This is a genomic window from uncultured Ruminococcus sp., assembly GCF_934476685.1.
GTDB lineage: Bacteria > Bacillota > Clostridia > Oscillospirales > Ruminococcaceae > Hominimerdicola.
Map to the genome: position 1 here is coordinate 181,137 of NZ_CAKSNX010000002.1, position 21,833 is coordinate 202,969.

23 protein-coding genes are annotated in these 21,833 nt (G+C 42.2%); 14 read left to right on the forward strand and 9 right to left on the reverse strand.

Going from position 1 to position 21,833, the window contains the following annotated elements:
* Positions 1–24: 24 nt before the first annotated feature.
* Both Q0E19_RS03350 and Q0E19_RS03355 read left to right on the forward strand, forming a co-directional pair.
* Positions 25–1,677, forward strand: a complete 1,653-nt coding sequence (locus tag Q0E19_RS03350; RefSeq protein ID WP_294407429.1) for an AMP-binding protein — start codon at positions 25–27, stop codon at positions 1,675–1,677.
* A gap of 154 nt (positions 1,678–1,831) precedes the next feature.
* Complete coding sequence (locus Q0E19_RS03355; RefSeq protein WP_294407431.1) at positions 1,832–3,178, forward strand: MATE family efflux transporter; 1,347 nt, start codon at positions 1,832–1,834, stop codon at positions 3,176–3,178.
* Positions 3,179–3,218: 40 nt separating this feature from the next.
* Here the strand turns inward: Q0E19_RS03355 and Q0E19_RS03360 are convergent, their stop codons facing one another.
* From Q0E19_RS03360 to Q0E19_RS03390, 7 genes are read right to left on the reverse strand one after another with little or no spacing between them, the layout of a single operon-like run.
* Positions 3,219–3,629: a M67 family metallopeptidase gene (locus tag Q0E19_RS03360; RefSeq protein WP_294407435.1), complete on the reverse strand. Its 411-nt coding sequence runs from the start codon at positions 3,627–3,629 to the stop codon at positions 3,219–3,221.
* Positions 3,626–4,438, reverse strand: a complete 813-nt coding sequence (thiF, locus tag Q0E19_RS03365) for a thiazole biosynthesis adenylyltransferase ThiF (RefSeq protein WP_294407436.1) — start codon at positions 4,436–4,438, stop codon at positions 3,626–3,628. Before thiF ends, Q0E19_RS03360 begins: the two co-directional genes overlap by 4 nt.
* Positions 4,438–4,644, reverse strand: a complete 207-nt coding sequence (gene thiS, locus Q0E19_RS03370; protein WP_294407439.1) for a sulfur carrier protein ThiS — start codon at positions 4,642–4,644, stop codon at positions 4,438–4,440. Before thiS ends, thiF begins: the two co-directional genes overlap by 1 nt.
* The gene (locus tag Q0E19_RS03375) at positions 4,644–4,973 is read right to left on the reverse strand and encodes a thioredoxin domain-containing protein (RefSeq protein ID WP_294407440.1); all 330 of its coding nucleotides are present in this window, start codon (positions 4,971–4,973) and stop codon (positions 4,644–4,646) included. Before Q0E19_RS03375 ends, thiS begins: the two co-directional genes overlap by 1 nt.
* Complete coding sequence (locus tag Q0E19_RS03380; protein ID WP_294407443.1) at positions 4,973–5,218, reverse strand: sulfurtransferase TusA family protein; 246 nt, start codon at positions 5,216–5,218, stop codon at positions 4,973–4,975. Before Q0E19_RS03380 ends, Q0E19_RS03375 begins: the two co-directional genes overlap by 1 nt.
* Complete coding sequence (locus Q0E19_RS03385; RefSeq protein ID WP_294407446.1) at positions 5,211–6,074, reverse strand: 4Fe-4S binding protein; 864 nt, start codon at positions 6,072–6,074, stop codon at positions 5,211–5,213. Before Q0E19_RS03385 ends, Q0E19_RS03380 begins: the two co-directional genes overlap by 8 nt.
* Before the next feature lie 24 nt (positions 6,075–6,098).
* Positions 6,099–7,325 carry an aminotransferase class V-fold PLP-dependent enzyme gene (locus Q0E19_RS03390; RefSeq protein ID WP_294407449.1) on the reverse strand — a complete coding sequence of 409 codons (1,227 nt, stop codon included), beginning with the start codon at positions 7,323–7,325 and terminating at the stop codon, positions 6,099–6,101.
* A gap of 239 nt (positions 7,326–7,564) precedes the next feature.
* Here Q0E19_RS03390 and Q0E19_RS03395 point away from each other — a divergent pair, with 239 nt between their 5' ends.
* Together Q0E19_RS03395 and Q0E19_RS03400 are read left to right on the forward strand one after the other, a co-directional pair.
* Entirely contained in the window at positions 7,565–8,017 is a 453-nt protein-coding gene (locus Q0E19_RS03395; protein ID WP_294407452.1) for an Rrf2 family transcriptional regulator, read from the forward strand.
* Between the two features lie 21 nt (positions 8,018–8,038).
* Positions 8,039–8,941, forward strand: coding sequence for an FAD-dependent oxidoreductase (locus Q0E19_RS03400; protein WP_294407454.1), 903 nt, complete (start codon positions 8,039–8,041; stop codon positions 8,939–8,941).
* A 74-nt stretch (positions 8,942–9,015) separates the two neighbouring features.
* On the opposite strand, the gene Q0E19_RS03405 is transcribed toward Q0E19_RS03400, so the two are convergent.
* Entirely contained in the window at positions 9,016–9,330 is a 315-nt protein-coding gene (locus tag Q0E19_RS03405; RefSeq protein WP_294407458.1) for a thioredoxin family protein, read from the reverse strand.
* A gap of 461 nt (positions 9,331–9,791) precedes the next feature.
* On the opposite strand from Q0E19_RS03405, the gene Q0E19_RS03410 reads away from it, so the two are divergent.
* Genes Q0E19_RS03410 through Q0E19_RS03425 form a run of 4 tightly spaced genes read left to right on the forward strand, consistent with a single transcriptional unit; the run spans position 9,792 to position 14,277 of the window.
* Positions 9,792–10,859, forward strand: a complete 1,068-nt coding sequence (locus Q0E19_RS03410) for an ABC transporter ATP-binding protein (protein WP_294407461.1) — start codon at positions 9,792–9,794, stop codon at positions 10,857–10,859.
* An 11-nt stretch (positions 10,860–10,870) separates the two neighbouring features.
* Entirely contained in the window at positions 10,871–11,653 is a 783-nt protein-coding gene (locus tag Q0E19_RS03415) for an ABC transporter permease (RefSeq protein WP_294407463.1), read from the forward strand.
* 40 nt (positions 11,654–11,693) lie between these two features.
* The gene (locus Q0E19_RS03420; RefSeq protein WP_294407466.1) at positions 11,694–12,749 is read left to right on the forward strand and encodes a hypothetical protein; all 1,056 of its coding nucleotides are present in this window, start codon (positions 11,694–11,696) and stop codon (positions 12,747–12,749) included.
* Between the two features lie 28 nt (positions 12,750–12,777).
* Positions 12,778–14,277: an aryl-sulfate sulfotransferase gene (locus Q0E19_RS03425; protein WP_294407467.1), complete on the forward strand. Its 1,500-nt coding sequence runs from the start codon at positions 12,778–12,780 to the stop codon at positions 14,275–14,277.
* Positions 14,278–14,423: 146 nt separating this feature from the next.
* On the opposite strand, the gene Q0E19_RS03430 is transcribed toward Q0E19_RS03425, so the two are convergent.
* The gene (locus tag Q0E19_RS03430; RefSeq protein WP_294407470.1) at positions 14,424–15,713 is read right to left on the reverse strand and encodes an adenylosuccinate synthase; all 1,290 of its coding nucleotides are present in this window, start codon (positions 15,711–15,713) and stop codon (positions 14,424–14,426) included.
* 283 nt (positions 15,714–15,996) lie between these two features.
* On the opposite strand from Q0E19_RS03430, the gene Q0E19_RS03435 reads away from it, so the two are divergent.
* From Q0E19_RS03435 to Q0E19_RS03460, 6 genes are all read left to right on the forward strand, one after another.
* On the forward strand, positions 15,997–17,166 hold the full coding sequence (locus Q0E19_RS03435) for a hypothetical protein (protein ID WP_294407474.1): 1,170 nt from the start codon (positions 15,997–15,999) through the stop codon (positions 17,164–17,166).
* Positions 17,167–17,421: 255 nt separating this feature from the next.
* A complete protein-coding gene (locus Q0E19_RS03440) occupies positions 17,422–19,404 on the forward strand; it encodes a diguanylate cyclase (protein ID WP_294407476.1) in 1,983 nt (660 codons plus the stop codon).
* A 125-nt stretch (positions 19,405–19,529) separates the two neighbouring features.
* Positions 19,530–19,799, forward strand: coding sequence for an Hpt domain-containing protein (locus Q0E19_RS03445; RefSeq protein WP_365904496.1), 270 nt, complete (start codon positions 19,530–19,532; stop codon positions 19,797–19,799).
* A gap of 191 nt (positions 19,800–19,990) precedes the next feature.
* The gene (locus Q0E19_RS03450; RefSeq protein WP_294407480.1) at positions 19,991–20,278 is read left to right on the forward strand and encodes a DUF2325 domain-containing protein; all 288 of its coding nucleotides are present in this window, start codon (positions 19,991–19,993) and stop codon (positions 20,276–20,278) included.
* Positions 20,279–20,379: 101 nt separating this feature from the next.
* Positions 20,380–20,787 (forward strand): flavodoxin, encoded by a 408-nt coding sequence (locus Q0E19_RS03455; protein WP_294407482.1) that lies wholly within the window; start codon positions 20,380–20,382, stop codon positions 20,785–20,787.
* A gap of 332 nt (positions 20,788–21,119) precedes the next feature.
* Entirely contained in the window at positions 21,120–21,818 is a 699-nt protein-coding gene (locus Q0E19_RS03460) for an ABC transporter ATP-binding protein (RefSeq protein ID WP_294407782.1), read from the forward strand.
* Positions 21,819–21,833: the final 15 nt, after the last annotated feature.

The following is a 21,833-nucleotide window of genomic DNA, read 5'->3' on the forward strand; positions in this document are numbered from 1 at the left end:
AGATCTTGATTTGGAGGATGCAGAATGAATAACTTTTATAAGCAGTTTGTAAATGAGGAATTCGATGAGAACGGTATACTCAGCAAGTTTGAGCTTAAGCTTAAGGATAACTTCAATTTCAGCTATGATGTTATAGATGCGATAGCAGCTATCCAGCCGGAGAAGAAAATTCTTCACTGGGTAAACGATCATGGCGGCGATGTTGAGTTCACTTATGAGGAGATGTCAAAGCTCAGCAACCAGTGTGCTAATATGATGCTGAATCACGGCGTTAAAAAAGGCGATATGGTAATGGCTGTTCTTAAAAGACATTATGAGTTCTGGATACTTGCATACGGTCTTATGAAGATCGGCGCAGTTCTTATCCCTGCAACAAGCCAGCTTATGAAGAAGGACTATACTTACAGATTTAAAGCTGCAACTGTAAAATATATCGTTGCAACATATGAGGACAATGTTACAGATCATGTTGATGAGGCTTGTGAAGAGTATGAGGGTATGATCGAAAAGTTCATAACTCACGGCGAAAAGGAAGGCTGGACAGACTTTTTGTCCGAGCTGAAAAAATATCCTGACACACTTGAGAGAATACCTAATAGCAAGGACGATCCTATGCTTGCATATTTCAGCTCTGGTACAACAGGATATCCTAAAATGGTCCTCCACGCTTATGCTTATGCCGCAGGCTCTATTTCAACAGCTAAGCATTGGCATCACGTTGATGAAACCTCTGTTCACCTTACGGTTTCCGAAACAGGCTGGGCAAAGTGTGCATGGGGCAAGATGTTTGGTCAGCTTACCTGCGGTGCTGAAGAATTTATCTATGATATGGACAGATTCCACCCAGACAAGCTCCTTGCAGTTCTCCAGAACTACAATATCACATCATTCTGCGCACCTCCGACAATGTACAGATTCTTCATCAAGGAAGGTCTTGGCAACTATGACCTCTCTAAACTGAGATATTCATGCGTTGCAGGTGAGGCTCTTAATGCAGAGGTATACAACCGTTGGAAGGAGTATACAGGACTTCAGCTTATGGAAGGCTTTGGTCAAACAGAAACTGTTGTTATCGTAGCAAACTTCTTCGGTATGACACCAAAGCCGGGTTCAATGGGCAAGCCTTCACCGCTTTATGATGTTGATATCATAAAAGAGGACGGCACTCCTTGCAAGGTGAACGAAACAGGCGAGATCGTTATTCGTGCTGAAAGAGGAAAGCACCCTGCACTCTTCAAAGAGTATTACAGAAATAAGGAAGTTACTGACGCAGCATGGGCAGGCGGAGTTTATCATACAGGTGATACAGCTTACAGAGATGAGGACGGTTACTTCTGGTATGTCGGAAGAACAGATGACCTTATCAAGGCATCAGGCTATCGTATCGGACCTTTCGAGATAGAGAGTATCCTTATGGAGCATCCTGCTGTATTGGAATGCGCTATCACAGCTGCTGACGATGCTATCAGAGGCAAGGTAGTAAAGGCGACTATCATTCTGACAAAGAACTATAAGCCGTCTGACGAGCTTGCAAAGGAACTCCAGAACTATGTAAAGAAGTCAACAGCTCCTTACAAGTATCCTAGAATAGTTGAGTTCGTTGATGAACTTCCAAAGACTATAAGCGGTAAGATCAGACGTGTCGAGATCAGAGAAAACGACAGCAAGAAAGACTGATCGCAGAATAACAGCTGATAAATAAGTTAAATAGTAAGATCGCCCTGCTGAAAAAGCAAGGCGATCTTTTATATGCCTGTTTTTGCTATTGACTTTGTGCAGGCATTGTCATATAATATAACAGCAGATAATTAATTAGAGGAAGTAATGGGAAATGAGTTCACAGACCGCAGAAAAAGTTGATTTCGGCAGCGGAAGTATTTCAAAGCTTATCTTAAAGCTTGCGCCGCCTGTTATGCTTGCTCAGCTTATACAGGCGCTTTATAATATAATTGACAGTTTCTTTATCGGCAGATATTCTGAAAAGGGACTTACGGCCCTGTCGGTGATCTATCCGATACAGCTGCTTATGATAGCTCTTGCTGTTGGAACAGGCGTAGGTATAAATACCCTTATGTCACATTTTTTCGGCATAGGCAGGAACAGAAAGGCGCAGGAAGCCGCAGGCGTCGGAACGGTGCTTTCCATAGCCATGTGGATAGTGTTTGCCGTTGTCTGTTATCTTATAATGCCGTCTTACGGAAGAATGTCAACCGATTCAGATGAGGTAGTAAGATCAGTCACGATATACGGCAGGATAGTCTGCGTTTTCAGTGTCGGTCTTTTCACCGAAAGCGTATGGACGAAAATCTTACAGTCTGAGGGAAATATGAAACTCCCTATGGCAGCACAAATAATAGGTGCTGTTGTAAATATAATCTTAGATCCGCTGCTTATATGGGGAGTGTGGATATTCCCTAAAATGGGTATCGCAGGGGCGGCTTTGGCAACTGTCATAGGTCAGGCTGCTGCTGCGCTCATAGTAATGAAAAAAGGGTTCAGAAAACCTCCTGCTGTGAGAAAATTTCCGTCGCTCATAAAAAGGATATACAAGCTGGGATTTCCGAATATATTGATGCAGTCTGCGTATACGATATACATACTGGGACTTAACCTTATTCTCAAAGAATTTTCCGATCAGGCTGTAACAGCCCTCGGTCTGTATTATAAATGGCAGACGTTTTTCTTTATCCCCCTTGGTGCGCTCCAGACCTGCATAGTGCCTGTCATAAGCTTCAACTATGCGTCTGGCAGATATGTAAGGTGCAAAAAAACTCTTATTGATTCTGTGCTTATGGGAATGGCTCTGATGTTCATAGGTACGCTTTCTTTTGAGATTATCCCCAGTCAGCTTCTCAGCGTATTTTCAGGGGATCCCCTTGTAATTAAGATAGGAACAGTAGCTTTCCGCTGGATAGGAGCAAGCTTTATCCCAATGTCAGCATCTCTTATATTCCCTGTTTTCTTTCAGGCAATAGGATATTCGCTGCGCAGTTCACTTCTTACCATTGTGAGGACGGTAGTTCTCTTTGTCCCGCTGGCATGGCTCTTTTCAAGAGCAGGACTTGATTATTTCTGGATAACCTATCCTGTTACAGAAATTATAACAACTGCTATCGGATTTGTGATGTATAAACATTTTGAAAATGAAAACATAAAAACAAAAGCTGAAATTTCCTGATATCGGGAAGTTTCAGCTTTTTTAGTGAAGGTTTTGACTTTTATTCGATTATAAGCTCTTCTTTTTCAGCATCGCTGCCTGTGATCTTGAATGAGTTAAGTACAGGTTCGTCTGCGTTCATAAGAGAGAGGATCATATAGCTTGCCTTGCTGTCGTATGCAAGACGCTTATCTTCCTCTGAAGGACGTGACGGGGATTCAGGGTGTGAATGCCAGTTGCCAAGTGGAACTGCTCCGTTCGCACGCATATCCTTTATAGCTGCAAGCTGCTCTTTCGGATCAAGTGAAAAATGTTCGTTAGAATGATCTATGTTTGTGAGCAGATACACCTTTGTGATGATCTTGTCATCGCCCTCTTTTACTCCGCCTATAAGACCGCAAGCCTCGTTAGGCAGCTCGCTTTTTGCATGAGCAAGTATCTTTTCGTAATCTGATCTTTTCAGCTTTATCATAAATGTACACCATCGCATTCTGCCTGTTCATAGTCGATAAGCTCTGTGATAGTTGGGTGATCTCCGCATACTGCGCAGTTTTCTGTATGTTCAGGAAGCTTGACCTTTCTGAACTCCATTTTAAGTGCGTCATATGTAAGAAGATATCCTGTGAGCAGATCGCCTACACCGAGGATATATTTTATTGCTTCCATAGCCTGTAAGCTGCCGATAACTCCGCCCATTGCTCCGATAACGCCTGCCTGCTTGCAGGTAGGAACAGCGTCCTTCGGAGGAGGGTTCTTGAATACGCAGCGGTAGCATGGTCCCTGACCCGGAACATAAGTCATGAGCTGACCTTTAAATCTGATGATACCTGCGTGTGAGAAAGGCTTTTTAGCCATTACGCAAGCGTCGTTGATAAGGAACTTAGCAGGGAAGTTGTCTGTTCCGTCGATAACGAAATCATAATCCTTGATAAGATCCATAATGTTTTCGCTGTCAACGAAAGTACGGTAAGTGTTTACCTTTACATCAGGATTGAGCTTTTCCATAGTTTCCTTTGCAGACTGTACCTTTGCCTTGCCAACGTCCTCTGTTGCGTGAATGATCTGACGCTGGAGGTTTGAAAGATCAACTTCGTCTGCGTCTGCAATGCCGATAGTACCTACGCCTGCTGCGGCAAGATACATAGCGGCAGGTGCACCCAGACCGCCTGCGCCGATGATAAGTACCTTTGCGTTAAGGAGCTTTTTCTGTCCCTTAGCGCCGACTTCTTTAAGAATGATATGGCGTGAGTAACGCTCTATCTGTTCATCTGTAAATGCCATTACTGTCCGCCTCCCATGAAGTAAAGAAATTCAACTACATCTCCGTCTTTAAGAACTGTGCTTTCAAATGCGCCGCTTTCAACGAATTCATCATTGATAGTAACTGTAACGTACTCAGGTGTTTCTACCTTTTCGTCAATTACCAGCTGTGCAACTGTAAGACCTTCTGCGACTTCCTTTTTGTTTCCTGCAACTGTGATATTCATTATACATTCTCCTGTTCGATCTTATTTATTGTTTCAGCAAGCTGTGCTTTTTTCACAGCTCCTGTAAGTCTTGCTTTTTCTTCGCCGTTCCTGAAAAATATCAGGGTCGGTACTGATGTTACGCCGTATTCGGCAGCAGCTTCAGCGTCAAAATTGATATTGAGCTTTACAAGCTTGATGTTTTCGGGATCACTTTCTTCTGTTTCCGCAAGCAGCGGTGACATTCTTTTGCATGGTATGCATGAATCGGAATAGAAATCCGCAATAACAAGCTTATCCTTTTCTGAGATCTCAGCCTTTATAGTCTGTGTGTTAGCTCTTACCGCCATTAATCTCCCACCTTTTCTACAATAAGGTCGTATGTGCCGTCCTCATTGTTGATGAGCTTGAGGATCTTGTGACCCTCTTCCTTTATGCTTCTCGGAACGTTCTGAACAGGTTCTCCGTCATTCATTCTGATGGAAAGTATCTGTCCTTCGTCAAGCTCTTCGAGAGCGACCTTTGCCTTTACGAATGTCGTAGGGCAAACCACATTTGTTATATCTACTGTATCGTCGATCTTGTAATCAGCCATTGTTGTATACCTCCAATATTCTCTTCTCAAATTTTTCTCTGCCCACTCTGTCGATAGTGAACTTGAATCTTTCGCCTGCATTTGCGTTTTCTTCAAAGAACTTGATAGCAGCGTCGCAGATCTTCATAAGCTTTTCTTTGTCCTCGATGAATGGGATAATAGTTTCTCCCTTGTTGATGCTGTTTCCGAAAAGTCCGCCGAAAGAAACTATGTAACCGTGAACAGTATCCCATGCCTCAGTAGGACAGGCTTTGAAGCAGCGGCCGCAGAAGTTGCACTTGCTCTTATCAACGATTATCTTTCCGTCCTCGATAGTGATAGCCTTCTGTCTGCAAGCCTTTTCGCATACGCCGCAGTGGATACACTGATCTTCGTTCCACTCAACTTTGATTCCGCCTTTTATGCCAAGGTCGTTTTCCTCAGCCTTAAGGCAGTTGTTCTGACAGCCTGTGATGCCGAACTTGAACTTGTGCGGAAGCTCTCTTGCGAAGTATCTGTCGTCAAGCTCCTTAGCCAGTGCGTATGTATCTATACATCCGCTTGGACATACCGCAGCGCCCTGACAGGCTGTAATGGTTCTTACTCTCGGTCCGCATACGCCCGGTTCAACTTCACCCTCTGCAAGTGCAGCCTTAACTTCTTCAACGTCATTGAGCTTTATAAAAGGTATCTCAACACTCTGACGTGATGTAAGGTGAACGTGTCCCTCGCCGAATTTGTCAGCGACCTCCGCAATTTTAGCAAGCTGCTTTGCTGTAAGGTTTCCGCCCACAACTCTCAGTCTGAGTGAAAAATTATTTTTCTGTTTCTGGCGCATAAAGCCGCCTTTTTTTAGTGTAGCATAATCTACTGCCATATTTATATCCTCCTCTGTATCTTATCAGAGTTTTTCTATTGATTGTCTGAAATCTTCTATAAGATCTTCAATATCCTCTATTCCCACGCTTATGCGGATACTGTCCTCAAAAACTCCTGCGTTTGTTTTCTGTTCCTCACTGCTGTGAGTGTAAATAGTGCTTGCGGGGTGAATGACCAGCGTTCTTACATCGCCGATATTCGTTGCATTGGTAGCAAGCTTAAGACCATTTATAAGCTTGAACGCTCTTTCTTTCGATCCCGCTCTGATAGTGAGTATCGCACCGCCTTTGCCTTTCAGCTGGCTCTGACAGAGATCGTAGTAAGGATTATCCTTTAAAGCAGGATAATTTACATCGATATCGCTGTATCCTTTAAAGAATTCAGCAAGTTGAAGAGCGTTGCTGCAACATCGTTCCATTCGCAGACCTAAGGTTTCCATACCGACACTGTTCATAAAAGCGTTCATCGGTGCAAGACAGCCGCCCACATTTCTCCATATGCCGTTTCTCAGCTTTGCGAGATATGCGAACTTGCCGAACTTTTTATACTCTGCAAGCCCTGGAAATTTTTCATAATTCCATTTGAACTTTCCGCTGTCAACGATTATTCCGCTTATGGAATTTCCTCCGCCGTTTATGTATTTTGAAGTGGAGTGAACGATTATGTCTGCTCCGAAATCGGCAGGATTTATAAGGTACGGTGTTGCCGTTGTGCTGTCGATTATAAGCGGTATGCCTCTTGAATGAACAAGCTCGGAAACTGATCTGAGGTCAACTATCTCAAGTCCCGGATTTCCGATAAGCTCTGCAAAGACCGCCTTTGTGTTTTCATTTATAAGCGGCTCTATCTCTTCGACAGTAACGTGGTCAACGAATCGTGTTTTGATGCCGAATGGTTCAAGATCACCGAAAAGATCTATCGTTCCTCCGAAAAGACCTGCGCTTGCAATGACCTCGTCGCCTGCTTTAAGAATGTTCAGCAGCGACATCGTTACGGCCGCCATTCCCGAAGAACAGGATATAGCGCCGATACCCTTTTCAAGAGTATTTATTCTGTTCTCAAAAGAGGAAACAGTAGGATTGCTTATTCTTGTATATGCAAAACCCGGAGCTTTGTTATTGAATACTTTTTCAAGCTGTTCAGCAGATTCCTGTGCGAAAGCATTTACCTGATAAATAGGTGTAAGCGTTGCACCGGCTGATTTTTCAGCCTCGAAACCGCCGTGTATAAGTTCGGTATTGAACCTCATACAGCATACCCCCTTGTGTAATTTTTCCTTTGCTGAAGCTATTATACAGCATAAAACATACAAAGTCAATAGGAATAGTGGATTTTTTACATTTAGGATATATATTTGTGGTTTTAGTTATAAAAATTTGTGATTTTTATTTCATTCTGCCTATTGACATATATGAAAAAATGATATAAAATATACTAAAGTGATAGGAATAATATGTTTAATGAGAAAAGGAGGCAGCAAAAGCAGCTATGAAGATATCAACTAAAGTAGAATGCGGCATAATCGCAATATCAGATATAGCAATGTTTTCTGTTGACGGAGAAACTGTTACTGTATATAGTATCGCTGAACGCAGAAATATATCAGCAAAATACCTTGAACAGATACTTACATCTTTAAGACATTCAAAGCTGATAAAAGGTATAAAAGGCTCAAGAGGCGGGTATATTCTTTCTAAAAAGGCTAAAGAGATCACACTCGGCGAGATAATCGACGCTCTCGATCCTTCTATAATAGGTAATGAGATAGCAGACGTGAATGAGGAAAGCAATAAGCTCACAGAAGCCATAGATAAGTTTTTGTGGAGCAAGATAGAAAATGATGTTCAGTCATTCACTTCATCGGTAACTCTTGATGATCTTGTAAAATTCTATGAGAACGCTCTTGATGAACAGCAGAGCGAGCCGATGTATTATATATGATTTGAAAGCGAGGTAACTTTGATGTATGATATTATAGTTATAGGCAGCGGTCCTGCGGGACTTTCTGCCGCTATATATGCTAAAAGAGCGCTGCTGAGCGTTGTTGTGGCGGAAAAGGATTATATGGGTACGGGACAAATATCCGTTACCGAACGTGTGGAGAATTATCCGGGACTTTATGGTCTTAGCGGATATGATCTCGGTGAAAAGTTCAGAGAACACGCTGAAACCCTCGGCGCAGAGTTTTTTGAGGGCGAGGCAGATAAGATCGAAAACAAGGACGGTCTGTGGACAATTCATTTTAAGGACGGCACAGAAAAAACAGCCAAAGCAGTTATCTATACAGCAGGAACGTCTTACAGACATCTTGGTGTGGAGGGTGACGGCAAGCAGAGAATATCCTACTGCGCAGTATGCGACGGATTTTTCTATAAGGATAAGACCGTAGCAGTTATCGGCGGCGGAGATACGGCTCTTGGTGACGCACTTTATCTTTCAAAGCTGGCAAAAACAGTATATCTTGTACACCGCCGTGACGAGTTCAGAGCTAACAAGTCGCTCCAGCAGAAGGTAAGTCAGACTGAAAATATCGTTCCTGTAATGAATGCAAAGGTACTGGAAGTTACAGGCGGAGAAAATGCCGAGGGCATGATCTATGCAGTGAACGGCGAAAAGAAAGAACTTGCTCTTGACGGAATTTTCTGCGCAGTGGGAAGTGTGCCTAATACTCAGCTGCTAGACGGCGTATGCGACCTTGACGGTTCAGGCTATGTTGTAGCAGGGGAGGATACTGTAACATCAGCAGCAGGATTTTTTGCCGCAGGCGACGTGCGTACAACTCCTCTCAGACAGGTAGTGACCGCCGCAGCAGACGGAGCAAACGCTGTAAATTCAGCTGAAAAATATATTTCAGAAAATTTCTGATCTTATAAAATTGCAGATGCACAAAAAAGCTGCTGCACTTCATATCGGTGCAGCAGCTGATTTTCTGTCCTGACTTATTTAAGCTTTTTGATGTTTTCTGCAATGATGAGTTTGTGTGTAAAGCCTGTAAGCTTTTCCTTGATGTCACCGTTCTTTATAAAAAGAAGCGTTGGCAAAGCGGTTATATCATATCTCTGAGCCAGCTCAGGCTGTGCAGTGATATCGCACTTTGCAATAACAGCATTCTCACCCTGCTCATCAGCATTTTCTTTAAGTCCTGCCTCAGTACGTTTGCAGTGTGTGCAGGTCGGTGAATAAAACTCAATAACGAGAGGTTTGTCTGTTGAAATGATCTCATTGTAATTCTGATTTGTAAGCTCTGTAAGCATTTTAAATCGTCCTCCTTAAAATTCATTGTAATCATATCATAATAATATGAATTAATGACAGTATAGCATTTTTAAAAGCAGTTGTCAAGGCTTTGTGAGAAAGAAATCTGCTTTTATAATATATTTTATTTTTGACCTATGACGGAGAAAAAATGCGTAAACTGCGGCATATTTTACAAATCATAATTTGCATATAGGTTAATTATGATTAATATACACAATAATCGGTTCAACTGTTAGAATTATTAGTAATTTGCTACAAAACTGAAAAAAATGGTTGACATTCTGAGAAAAATGTGTATAATAAGAAACATACTAATCCTATCGAGTTAATATGGAATGAGGTAAGATGATGAAAAACTATCTTGAACATAAGCGAATGCAGCGATGTTGACAGCAGGGAATGCCAAAAGGCAGAAAGAAGATCTGCCTGAAAAAATATTATATCGGAGTTGTCAGCTATGTACATTGAATTAAAGAATATAAATAAAAGCTTTGGAGATTTCAAAGCGTCGGATAACGTAAGCTTCGGAATTGAAAAAGGAAAGCTTATCGGTCTGTTAGGACCGAGCGGCAGCGGAAAAACAACTATCCTCCGTATGCTTGCAGGTCTTGAAAAACAGGACAGCGGTGACATTTTTATAAACGGCAAGAACGTTAATAAGCTTGCATCGAGCGAAAGAGGAATAGGCTTTGTTTTTCAGAGCTACGCTTTGTTCCCGTTCAAGACTGTATATGATAATATTGCATACGGACTTAAAGTTCAGAAAAAAGATAAGGCTTACATAAAACAGCGTGTTACCGAGCTGCTGGAGCTTGTGGGACTTCCCGATACAGCAAACAGATATCCGGATCAGCTCAGCGGCGGTCAGCGTCAGCGTATAGCTCTTGCGAGAGCGCTTGCACCTCAACCTGAACTCCTTCTCCTTGATGAACCTTTCGCAGCAATAGACGCAAAGGTAAGAAAGGAACTGAGAACTTGGCTTCGTGAAACTATCGACAAGATCGGAATAACAAGCATCTTCGTTACTCACGATCAGGACGAGGCGATAGAAGTTGCAGACGAGATCGTAATTACAAATAAGGGAAGAGTTGAACAGGTCGGAAATCCTGTTGAGATCTACCTTGAACCTAAAACACCTTTCGTTGCACAGTTTATCGGTCAGTCAGCTATCATAGAAGATTTCAGCAGACTTAAAGGCTTTGAATCTGATAAGAGTGATCTTTCAGCAGTAATAAGACCTGAGTTTATCGAAATAAATAAATTCGAGGACAGCGGCTACCACCAGTTTGAAAGTGCCATGGAGGACGGCATTGTTGAGGATATCTCATTCAGAGGCAGCAACTTTGAAGTCCATACAAAGATCAACGGCATAACCGTTACAGGCAGATATCCGCTCAATGCACCAAGACTTAAAAAGGGAGATAAGGTAAAAGTCCTTATCAAAAAGCTGTATACCATAAATAATGACAGCACAGAAATTCTTGTAAACAAGGCTCTTGATGATTCAGAGCTGTATTACATCTAGGAGGAGTCGAAATGGAAAATACAAATACAAGATCCTCCGGGAAGATCGTGCAGAAGATACTTAAATGCGGCATCATCTCGTGGGCGGTCATACTTACGATATGGGGACTTGGTTCACTTGCATATGACGAATATTTTCTTCCAAGCCCAAAAGAAACACTTGACAGTTTAAAGCTGCTCATACAGGACGGAACACTTTGGGCAGACATTGCGGCAAGTATCAGCAGAGTAATAAAAGGCTGGCTGCTTGCAATAGTTTTTGCAGTTCCGATGGGACTTCTGGTGGGAAACTTCAAGCCAGTACGCTGGCTGGTAGAACCTATCCTGAGCTTTTTCAGATTCGTTCCCGCTATTGCCCTTACAACACTTTTCCTCATGTGGTTCGGAGTTGGTGAAGAGTCAAAGATAGCGCTTATCTTCTACGCATCATTCTTCCCTATGTTCGTAAACACCATTGCAGGAGTAGCCTCAACGGACAGATCACTTGTTGAAGCTGCATCGTGTATGGGAGCAAAGAAAGCGAGAGTTTTCTTTACAGTAGTCGTACCGTCAGCAGTATCGAATATCTATACAGGCATACGTCTTGGACTCAGCTCAGCTATCATCTGCGTTATCGCAGCAGAAATGCTCGTAGGCAGCGACGGCCTTGGATATCTTATCAACAGCTCAAAGCTTTATTATAAAACAAGCTGGGCATTCGCAGGTATCGTAACTCTTGCAGTTATAGGCTTTGCAGCAGACAGAATACTGCAGTTTATCGGTAAAAAGAAATTGAAACATTACGGAGTTAAATAATCAAAAACAACCAAAAATAAATTTAAGGGAGCAGATCACAATGAAATTTACAAAAATAATCTCAGTTTTAGCAGCGTCGGCATTAAGTTTTTCCCTGCTGACAGCTTGCGGAAATTCAAATGATACAAACACAGCCGCAAAGGTAACAACAAAGGACGGCAAGGAACTTAAAGTCCTCAGAGTTGCCAACATGACAGGTCAGCCTGACCAGTACGCAGACTATATCGGTACAGAGCAGGGCATATTTGAAAAGTATGGCATCTCACTTGAAACCTCAGAGTATGCGGCAGGCATAAACACTATCGACGCTATCTCAACAGGAACAGCAGATACAGGTCTGCTTGCAGATTTCGCAGCAGTAAACCGTTTCGGCAATACACTTGATAATTCAAACCTTGTTATATTCTCAGACCTCAGTTCAAGCACATCTTATAACGGCGGACTTTTCGTTGCACCAAAGTATAAGGACGACCTTGCCGCACTTGACGGCAGCGAAGGCTGGATAACAACTATCGGTACAGTTTCTGAGTATTTTAACTGGCAGGGTCAGACATATCTCGGACTTGATCCTTCAAAGCAGAAGAGCGTGAACACCGATTCTATCTCTACACAGCTTGCAGTCGCTCATAACGGAGAAGCGTCAGCAGCTATCGTTACAGGTTCAGGCGTAAAGAAGTATGAGGCTGAAGGCTGGGTGCAGGTAGCAACAGCAGAAGAGGTCGGAATAAACGTTTCTGCTTACCTTATCACAACAGATGAATTTGCAAAGAACAATACAGATCTTCTTGCAGACTATCTTAAAGCACTTGACGAAAGTGTTGCATACATAAATGACAACCTTGATGAATCGGCAAAGAAGATATCAGAGAAATTCGGTATCGAAGAAGATGACTTCAAGACAAACTGGGAGCAGTATACAATAAAGTTCGGTCTTGCAGAAGAAGCTGCCGCTCATCTTGACGAAATAAACAACTGGGCATTCGAGAACGGCAAGTATCCTGAAAGCTATAACGTCAGAAAGTTCTATTTTGCAGACGCTGCAAAGAAAGCTTTTCCTGACAACGTAACAGTAGACCTTACAAATGCAGACAAGTAATTTTAAATAACAGAGAGGAGTAAAGATCATGGGTTATCCAAGTATTTTTCCAACAGGAGCAACTATTTACAATAAAGAAAAGGCATACAGCGGCTATACTATCTTCCCGTCAGCAAAGGGCGCACTTCTTGTAGACATGAACGGAAATGAAGTGAAGCTTTGGGCAGGTCTTGGCGGCTTCCCGAACAAGATACTTCCGGGCGGATATGTAATGGGTACAACAGGCGCAAGAGGCGGCAAGTACGCATATCAGGATCAGCTTGACCTCGTTCAAGTTGACTGGGACGGACATATCGTATGGAAGTTCGACAAAACAGAGCTTGTTGCAGACCCAGGCAAAGATCCAGTCTACATGGCAAGACAGCACCACGACTATCAGCGTGAGGGCAGCACAGTAGGCTACTATTATCCAAACGGCGAGCCTAAGACTGACGGCGGAAAAACTCTTATCCTTACACATGAAAATCTTTATAATCACGATATTTCAGATAAAAGACTTATCGACGATAAGATAATCGAAGTTGACTGGGAGGGCAATATCCTCTGGAGCTGGAGAGCGAGCGATCATTTTGATGAGCTTGGTTTTGATGAGGCTGCAAAGAACGCTCTTTACAGAAACCCTGGTCTGCATGGTGAAGCAGGCGGCGACTGGATGCATATAAACAACTTCTCAACACTTGGCGAGAACAAGTGGTATGACGCAGGCGACGAAAGATTCCAACCAGACAATATCATCTTCGATGCAAGAAACTCCAATATCCTTGCTATAATCGAAAGAGCAACAGGAAAGATCGTATGGAGATTAGGACCTGATTTCAATGAAAATGCAGCAACAAGAAAGCTTGGCTGGATAATCGGACAGCACCACCTCCACATGATACCAAAGGGACTCCCTGGCGAGGGCGACCTGCTTGTATTTGATAACGGCGGTGAGGGCGGATATGGTGTTCCTAACCCTGCGTCACCAACAGGCGTGAACAATGCTCACAGAGATTATTCAAGAGTTCTTCAGTTCAACCCTGTAACGCTGGAGATCACATGGCAGTATACTCCTCTCGAAGCAGGACATCTTCTCTTTACAGACGCATCTAAATTTTACAGCTCATATATAAGCGCAGCTCAAAGACTTCCTAACGGAAATACTCTCATCACAGAGGGTTCTGACGGCCGTCTTATCGAGGTAACTCCTGACCATGAGATAGTATGGGAATACATCAATCCATACTTCAAAGCCTTTGCAGGTGAGTTCTCATGCAATATGGTATACCGTGCATACAGAGTTCCTTATGAGTGGGTACCACAGCTTGAAAAGCCTGAAGAGGTTTCTATCGAGCCTATTGACGTAAGCACATTCAGAGTACCTGGCGCATCTGTCGGCGCAGGCACAGGTCAGGTAACAACCGTAGACGGCATTGATCCTAATAAGGAGATCGCTCTCACTGGTTCAAATGATGACAGTGATGAGGACGAAAGAATAGACTTCTGCGTTGCTTCTGTAAATAAGAGCGATATTGAGAACATCAAGTAATAAGTTTGCACCTACACTTCGATATATAAGAAAAACGGACTTGTACCATATGGTATAAGTCCGTTTTTATGTACAGCAATAAGTTTTTCAAAAAAACAGCGCCCGCATATAGCGAACGCTGTATATAACTTATTTGTCAGCTGCAATTACTTGAGCTTGCTCTCACGGTAGATGATATCCTCACGCTTAGGACCGTTTGAAACCATTGTGATAGGGAATCCGATCTGCTCTTCAACGAAGTCTATGTACTTCTTGCAGTTCTCAGGAAGCTCATCATAGTTTCTGATACCTCTGATATCGCATTTCCAGCCGTCAAGAGTCTTGAGTACAGGCTTAGCCTTTTCAAGCTTCTGCGTAGTAGGGAAGTCTGTTGTGACCTCTCCGTCGATCTCATAACCTACGCATACAGGGATCTTGTCAAGATAGCCGAGTACGTCGATAACTGTAAATGCAACGTCAGTTGTACCCTGAATACGGCAGCCGTACTTTGATGCAACACAGTCGAACCAGCCCATTCTTCTTGGTCTGCCTGTTGTTGCGCCGTACTCTCCGCCGTCACCGCCTCTTCTTCTGAGTTCGTCAGCCTCGTCGCCGAAAATCTCTGAAACGAATGCGCCAGCGCCAACTGCTGAAGAATAAGCCTTAACAACTGTTACGATCTTCTTTATTTCATAAGGAGGAATACCTGCACCGATAGCGCCGTATGCTGCAAGTGTTGAAGAAGAAGTTACCATTGGGTAAATGCCGTGGTCAGGGTCTTTAAGTGAACCGAGCTGACCTTCCAGAAGGATATTCTTGCCTTCCTTGATAGCATTCCAAAGATATGCAGAAACGTCGCATACATATGGCTCAACCATTTTCTTATACTCCATAAGAGTATTGAAAAGCTCTTCCTCATCGATAGCAGGCTTGTGATAGAGATGCTCAAGAAGAATGTTCTTTGTTTCGCATACTCTCTTTATCTTCTTTCTGAGTTCGTCCTCATCAAAAAGCTCCTGAACCTGGAAACCGATCTTTGCATACTTGTCTGAATAGAAAGGTGCGATACCTGACTTTGTTGAACCAAAGCTTGCCTTGCCCAGTCTTTCTTCCTCGTACTGGTCAAACAGAACATGATAAGGCATAACCATCTGCGCTCTGTCCGAAATAAGTATCTTCGGCATAGGAACGCCCTTTGAAACTACCTCGTTAAGCTCCTTGAAGAATACAGGTATATTCAGTGCAACACCATTGCCGATGATGTTAGTTGTATGATCATAAAAAACGCCTGAAGGGAGAGTGTGAAGTGCAAATTTTCCGTAATGATTTACGATTGTGTGACCTGCATTCGCACCGCCCTGAAATCTGATAACGATGTCGGATTCCTGAGCCATCATATCGGTAAGCTTACCCTTACCTTCATCGCCCCAGTTTGCACCTACGATTGCTCTTACCATTTAATTTTGTCCTCCTTGCTGTAATAGCAGAATTAGGGTATTATATAATCGTTTTCGCTCTTTAATATACTAAAGCAAAAACAATACCACTTAAATAGTATATCACAAAACATTTCTTATGTAAACACTCTTTAACGATATTTAACATTTTCATAATATTTTCTGACTTTATTTATGTATAAAAATCTTTGAAAAGACTTGAAAAAAATTATGCTTTATATTATAATTAAATAGACAACAATTCGTACTGCGGATAATCCCGCTTTTAAGGAGAAAAATACAGATGTACAGATCAGAGAAATCAAGAAAAATTTTAAAATCTATTATAAATATAACTATCGCCCTGTGCTGCGCAGCTGGGGCGCTGAGCCTCTCTGCCTGCACTGTGGGCGAAAGCAGCAGTTCGGGCGGAAAAGTTACCACATCGGCAGCTGAAACTGAAAACAAGCCTGAAAAGGTTGAGATAAAAAACTATGAGTTCCCCGAATTTCTTAACGATATAAAGCAGCCTGATATGCTGGCAAACCCTGTTTACAGCAGTTTCAAGACATCGGATCACGTTAAAGAGGTCGAGGAGCAGCCTTTTGATGACTATACCTGCACAGCCGTTATAGATGATGTGCTTTATGTCTATAAGTCGGGCAAGTACAAGGGACTTCTGAGCCTTTCCGGCAACGAGATAATCGAGGCGGATACATATGCTGAAATAACCGCTGTCTCTGACGGCCTGCTGGTTTTGTCCAGAAATAAGGAACTTAATGCTCCCGATGAATATGCGTATTTTAACGAAAACGGCACAGTTACTATGGCTGATGATTTTTCTTATGACAGCGCAAATGTCATTATAAATGAAAAAATATCTTACGATAATGAAGGTGCATCGGACGGTAAAAATACAGAGAAAAAGACCAGCGAGATAGTTCTGCCTGGCGGAAGAAAGATAACAGACGGCGGTGATCTCGGCGAATGGGACAGCGTTGAAGAAGTTAAGATAGACTCTGTCGATACGACTAAGGTCTTCAGCGGATATTACAAGGCTGTAAAGGATAACGACTATTATTTCATATGCCTTGACAGATACTATAACTATACTATCTACAACGGCGCATACGCTTTTGTAAGGCTGAAAGTAGGAAGCGTTTACGGAGAATGCTATATCCTCAGCGGAGGGGATTACAGAGAGCTTACTAAGATGATAAAAAGCTTTGGTTCAAGCAATGCTGTAAAAACTCCAAGCAAAGATCCTGCCCTTGATTTTATACAGATAGAATTCGGCTATAACGGCGATGATAAGAAGATCATAACCATATCGGCTGACGGCTTTTGCTTTACGGACAATACTGCCGCAAAGGATCAGACTGTAAACAAATATTTCACAAAGCTTGATAAGGAAAGTTTTGTCAGCCTTGTTCAGTGGGTAGATCAGGTGCTTTCAAAAGAATACGGAAATTAGGAAATTAATTGAAATGCAGGAAGCCATGCGGTATATAGGGCTTTCTGCATTTTTGCGTATTATAAATGTCAGTAAAAACTTTACAATATGTTTATAACATATTTATCAGACATTTTTGTTTTTGAAGTATAATTAATTCAGCAATAGTTTTTTTGTTGTTCTAAAGTAACGTCAGGTGCGTTGCCTGAATTCCGAAATCAAAGCCTTGCTGAAAAAATGATCTTTAAAGGCAGCCTATCTGGAGGAGCAAAATAAATGCGTGTAATAGATACGATTACTGAAGACGACGGTGAGCCTGTCTATAAAATGACGATGAAGCAGGCTGAGGACGAAATGAAAAGCCTTAAAAAGGTTTTTACAGTTGTTCGGCTTTTAAGACCTGATGATTTTCATGACCCTGATTTTGATATGGAGAATAAGGAACTTTGCCAGTGCTATTCTTTCTGGCAGGAAGATCACCCATGTGAAAACTGCATATCAATGAAAGCATTTCTTGAGAAAAAAGACAGAACAAAGCTTGAATTTATAAATTCTGATATTTATCATGTTATCGCAAGATATCTTGAAATAGACGGCAAGCCATATATAATGGAACTTATAAAGCGTCTTGATGAAGATTTCCTTATGTGTTTCAGCGGACGTGAAAAGCTGTTCTCAAAGCTCAGCCTTTATCACGATGAACTGTATAAGGACGTTCTTACAGGTGCGTATAACAGGCGCTATTTTGAAGAGAAGATAAAAAAATCTCAGATGTCTGCGGGCGTTGTTATGATCGACCTCGATGATTTCAAGCTTTATAACGATACCTGCGGTCACGATGCAGGAGATGTGGTGCTTGATACTGTAGTCAGAGTAATTAGAGAATGTATAAGAAAAACTGATACTCTTATCCGCTACGGTGGTGATGAATTTCTTCTTATAATGCCCGATATAAATCAGGAAAACCTTACCCTGAAACTGCGTCAGATCCGCCGTGCAATAAATCACGTTGATGTTCCCGGCTATTCAAGGATACGTCTTTCTGTCAGCATGGGCGGAGTTATGTCGGACGGCAAACCTCTTGAAGAGGCTGTAAGCAAAGCCGATAAGCTTATGTATCAGGCAAAGAACAAGAAGAATACTGTTGTTACTGAGACAACGAAAAAAGATATTGATAGCGAAAAGAACAGGCAGGAGATACTTATTGTTGACGATTCTGAAATGAACCGTGCTATTTTTTCAGAAATGCTTGGCGGAGAGTATAAGATACATGAAGCCTCCAACGGTGAGGAATGTCTTGCGGTGCTTAATCAGTATGGTACAGCAATATCCCTTGTGCTGCTGGATATCATTATGCCTGTTATGGACGGTTTTCAGGTTCTGAGGGCAATGAGCGACAACCATTGGATAGAGGATATACCTGTTATAATGATCTCCAGCGAGGATTCTGACCTTACTGTAAGACGTGCCTATGAGCTTGGCGTGTCCGACTATATCAGCAGACCCTTTGATGCAAAGGTCGTATATCAGCGTGTGTTCAATACCATAAAGCTTTACGCAAAACAAAGAAGACTTGTGACGCTGCTGACGGATCAGATCTATCAGAAGGAAAGAAACAACCGTATGATGATCGGCATACTTAGTCAGATAGTCGAGTTCAGAAATGGCGAGAGCGGAAGTCACGTTATACATATAAACAGCCTTACTCAGCTGCTTATTGAACGGCTCAGCCAGAAGACCGATAAGTACAGAGACGAACTTCTCAACAGCCAGCTTATAGTTACTGTCTCGGCTCTCCATGATATCGGAAAGATAGGTATAGACGAGCAGATACTTAATAAACCCGGTAAGCTTACGGCGGAGGAATTTGCTCATATTAAACAGCATACTGTTATAGGCGAGTCGATACTGAAAAAACTGGAGCTTGATGAAAATGAGCCGCTCATAGAAGTCGCACGTCAGATATGCAGATGGCATCACGAACGATATGACGGAAAAGGTTATCCTGACGGCTTGACAGGGGATAACATACCTATTTGCGCACAGGTGGTTTCTGTGGCAGATGTGTACGACGCTCTTGTGAGCAAGCGTGTCTATAAGGACGCTTATTCACATGAAAAGGCAGTCGAGATGATACTTAACGGTGAATGCGGAGTGTTTAATCCACTGCTTCTTGAATGTTTTACCGATATAAAGGATAAGATAAAGGAAGAATATTCGCAGAAACAAGGCGGAGAGGCAGCGGTACCGCTTTATTAACAGTGCTGTTCGGATTAGATAAGAGTGGATGAATTTTGAATGATAATAATGACAGTCAGAGAATGTTATGAGAAAATGGGACAGATTACGAGTGTGTACTTCAAAGACTTATGAACGAGGTCTTTGTGAAAAAGTTTGCTGTGAAATTCCTCAGCGATACAAGCTTTTCAGACCTTAAACAGGCGCTTGAAGAGGGTAATGCTGAGAACGCTTTCCGTGCAGCTCATACTTTAAAGGAGATATGTCTTAATCTGGGGTTTGACGGCTTGTATAAGGCAAGCTATGAACTGACCGAAAAACTCAGGGGAAGAGTTATCGAAGGTTCTGATGAATTATTTTCCGAAGTTGAAAAGCAGTATAATAAAACCATTGATGCTTTAAGCGGTATCGAATAGAATAACAAAAAATCAAAATCCAAAGCTGTGCAGAAGAGAATGTCTGCGCAGCTTTTTTGTTTTAAAAGGCGGAGTATAAGTTTAATGTTTTCTGTATGTTCATAAGTCACCCTTGACAAACAGACTATATGTGTGTTAATATATATTCAGTTAGGAAAAACTAACCGAGTGAAATTTACAGGAGGTGAATCATGAGCATAGTAATTGTCGGCGGAAACGACCGAATGACAACACGATACAAGGATATCTGTAAATCATATAACTGTAAGGCTAAGGTTTTTATAAAGCTTCCCGCACAGTTCGATAAGCAGATCGGTTCGCCCGATCTTGCGGTAGTATTTTCAGATACAGTTTCTCATAAAATGCTTACAGGTGTTAAGCAGGGCGCTGATAAAAATAAGTTTCCTGTTGAGATATGCCATTCTTCAAGCTGTTCAGCACTGAAAAAAGTGCTTGAAAAGCATGTTTGCAAGCAGTGAGCGGTATATTGCACCTTTGCATAATTATATTTTACAAAAGTTTTGCTATTAGGTTAGGCGATACTAACCTAATACTTAACAATAACAGGAGGTAATTTAAAATGAAAACAGCAGTAATTTATTGGAGCGGTACAGGCAACACCGAAGCAATGGCTAAGGCTATCGCAGAGGGTGCAGGAGCTGACCTTTTCTCAGTTTCAGAATTTGACGGAGATATCTCCGCTTATGACAGAGTAGCTTTCGGCTGCCCTGCAATGGGAGCAGAGGAGCTTGAGGACAGCGAGTTCGAGCCGTTCTTTGCGGGTGTTGAAGATAAGCTTAACGGAAAGACAGTAGCCCTCTTCGGTTCATACGGCTGGGGTGACGGCGAATGGATGCGCCTCTGGGCAGACAGAGTAAAGTCAGCAGGAGCAGTTCTTCTTAACGATGAAGGTCTTATCGTAAACGAAACACCTTCCGATGATGACCTTGCAGACTGCAAGGCACTGGGCGAAAAGCTTGCAAAGTAAGCAAAGCATATAATCATAGCATAACCCGACAAATCTGTACATATAAATCTCTTTTGGGGACGGATCTTCTTATCCGTCCCTGCTTTTTTTGCCCCTATATCGGCGTTTTTGCGTCAAAGGTTATTTAAAACTAACTTTTTGTACAAAAAAATATCTCTGTACAGCCGCCGCTATATATGTTTATACAAAATTTTAAAATATTGTATTTATTCCTTGACAAATGGGGGTTTTAGAGGTAAACTATGTATATAGTTATTTAAGACTAACTGCTATAATAAGTTAGCTTCGCCTAACTTATTATAGCGCAAAATTATAGGAAGAAGGTATTGAAAGTGTTTTTGGAGATCAGTGGGATAAAAAAACATTATGGTGAAGGAGAAAGTTTAACAGAGGTACTTAAGGGCATTGATATAGGTATCGAGAAAGGTGAGATATGCGTTCTGCTTGGTCCGTCAGGATCCGGTAAGTCTACTCTCCTCAACATTATCGGAGGCATCGACAGCGCAGACAGCGGATATATTTCAATCAACGGCGAAAAGACCGCAGATATGAATGAAAAGGCGCTTACCTTTTACAGAAGAAAGCACCTCGGATACATATTCCAGATGTATAACCTCATACCAAATCTTAATATCAAGGAGAACATAGAGGTCGGCGCATACCTCAGCGATAATCCGCTGGACGTTGACGAACTTCTTAAAACTCTCGGACTTTATGAGCATAGACACAAGCTGCCTAACCAGCTTTCAGGCGGTCAGCAGCAGAGAACGGCTATCGGACGTGCAATAGTAAAAAATCCTGATATCCTCCTTTGCGATGAGCCGACAGGTGCGCTTGACTATAATACTTCAAAAGAGATACTCAAGCTTATTGAGGATCTTAACAAGAAGTACGGCAATACAGTAGTTATGGTAACTCATAACGACGCTATAAAGAATATGGCTGACAGAGTTGTTAAACTGCGTGACGGCATGATAAGAAAGAATTATATCAACGAAGTAAAGATACCAGCCGCTGAGCTTGATTGGTAAGGGGGATCTGGGTAA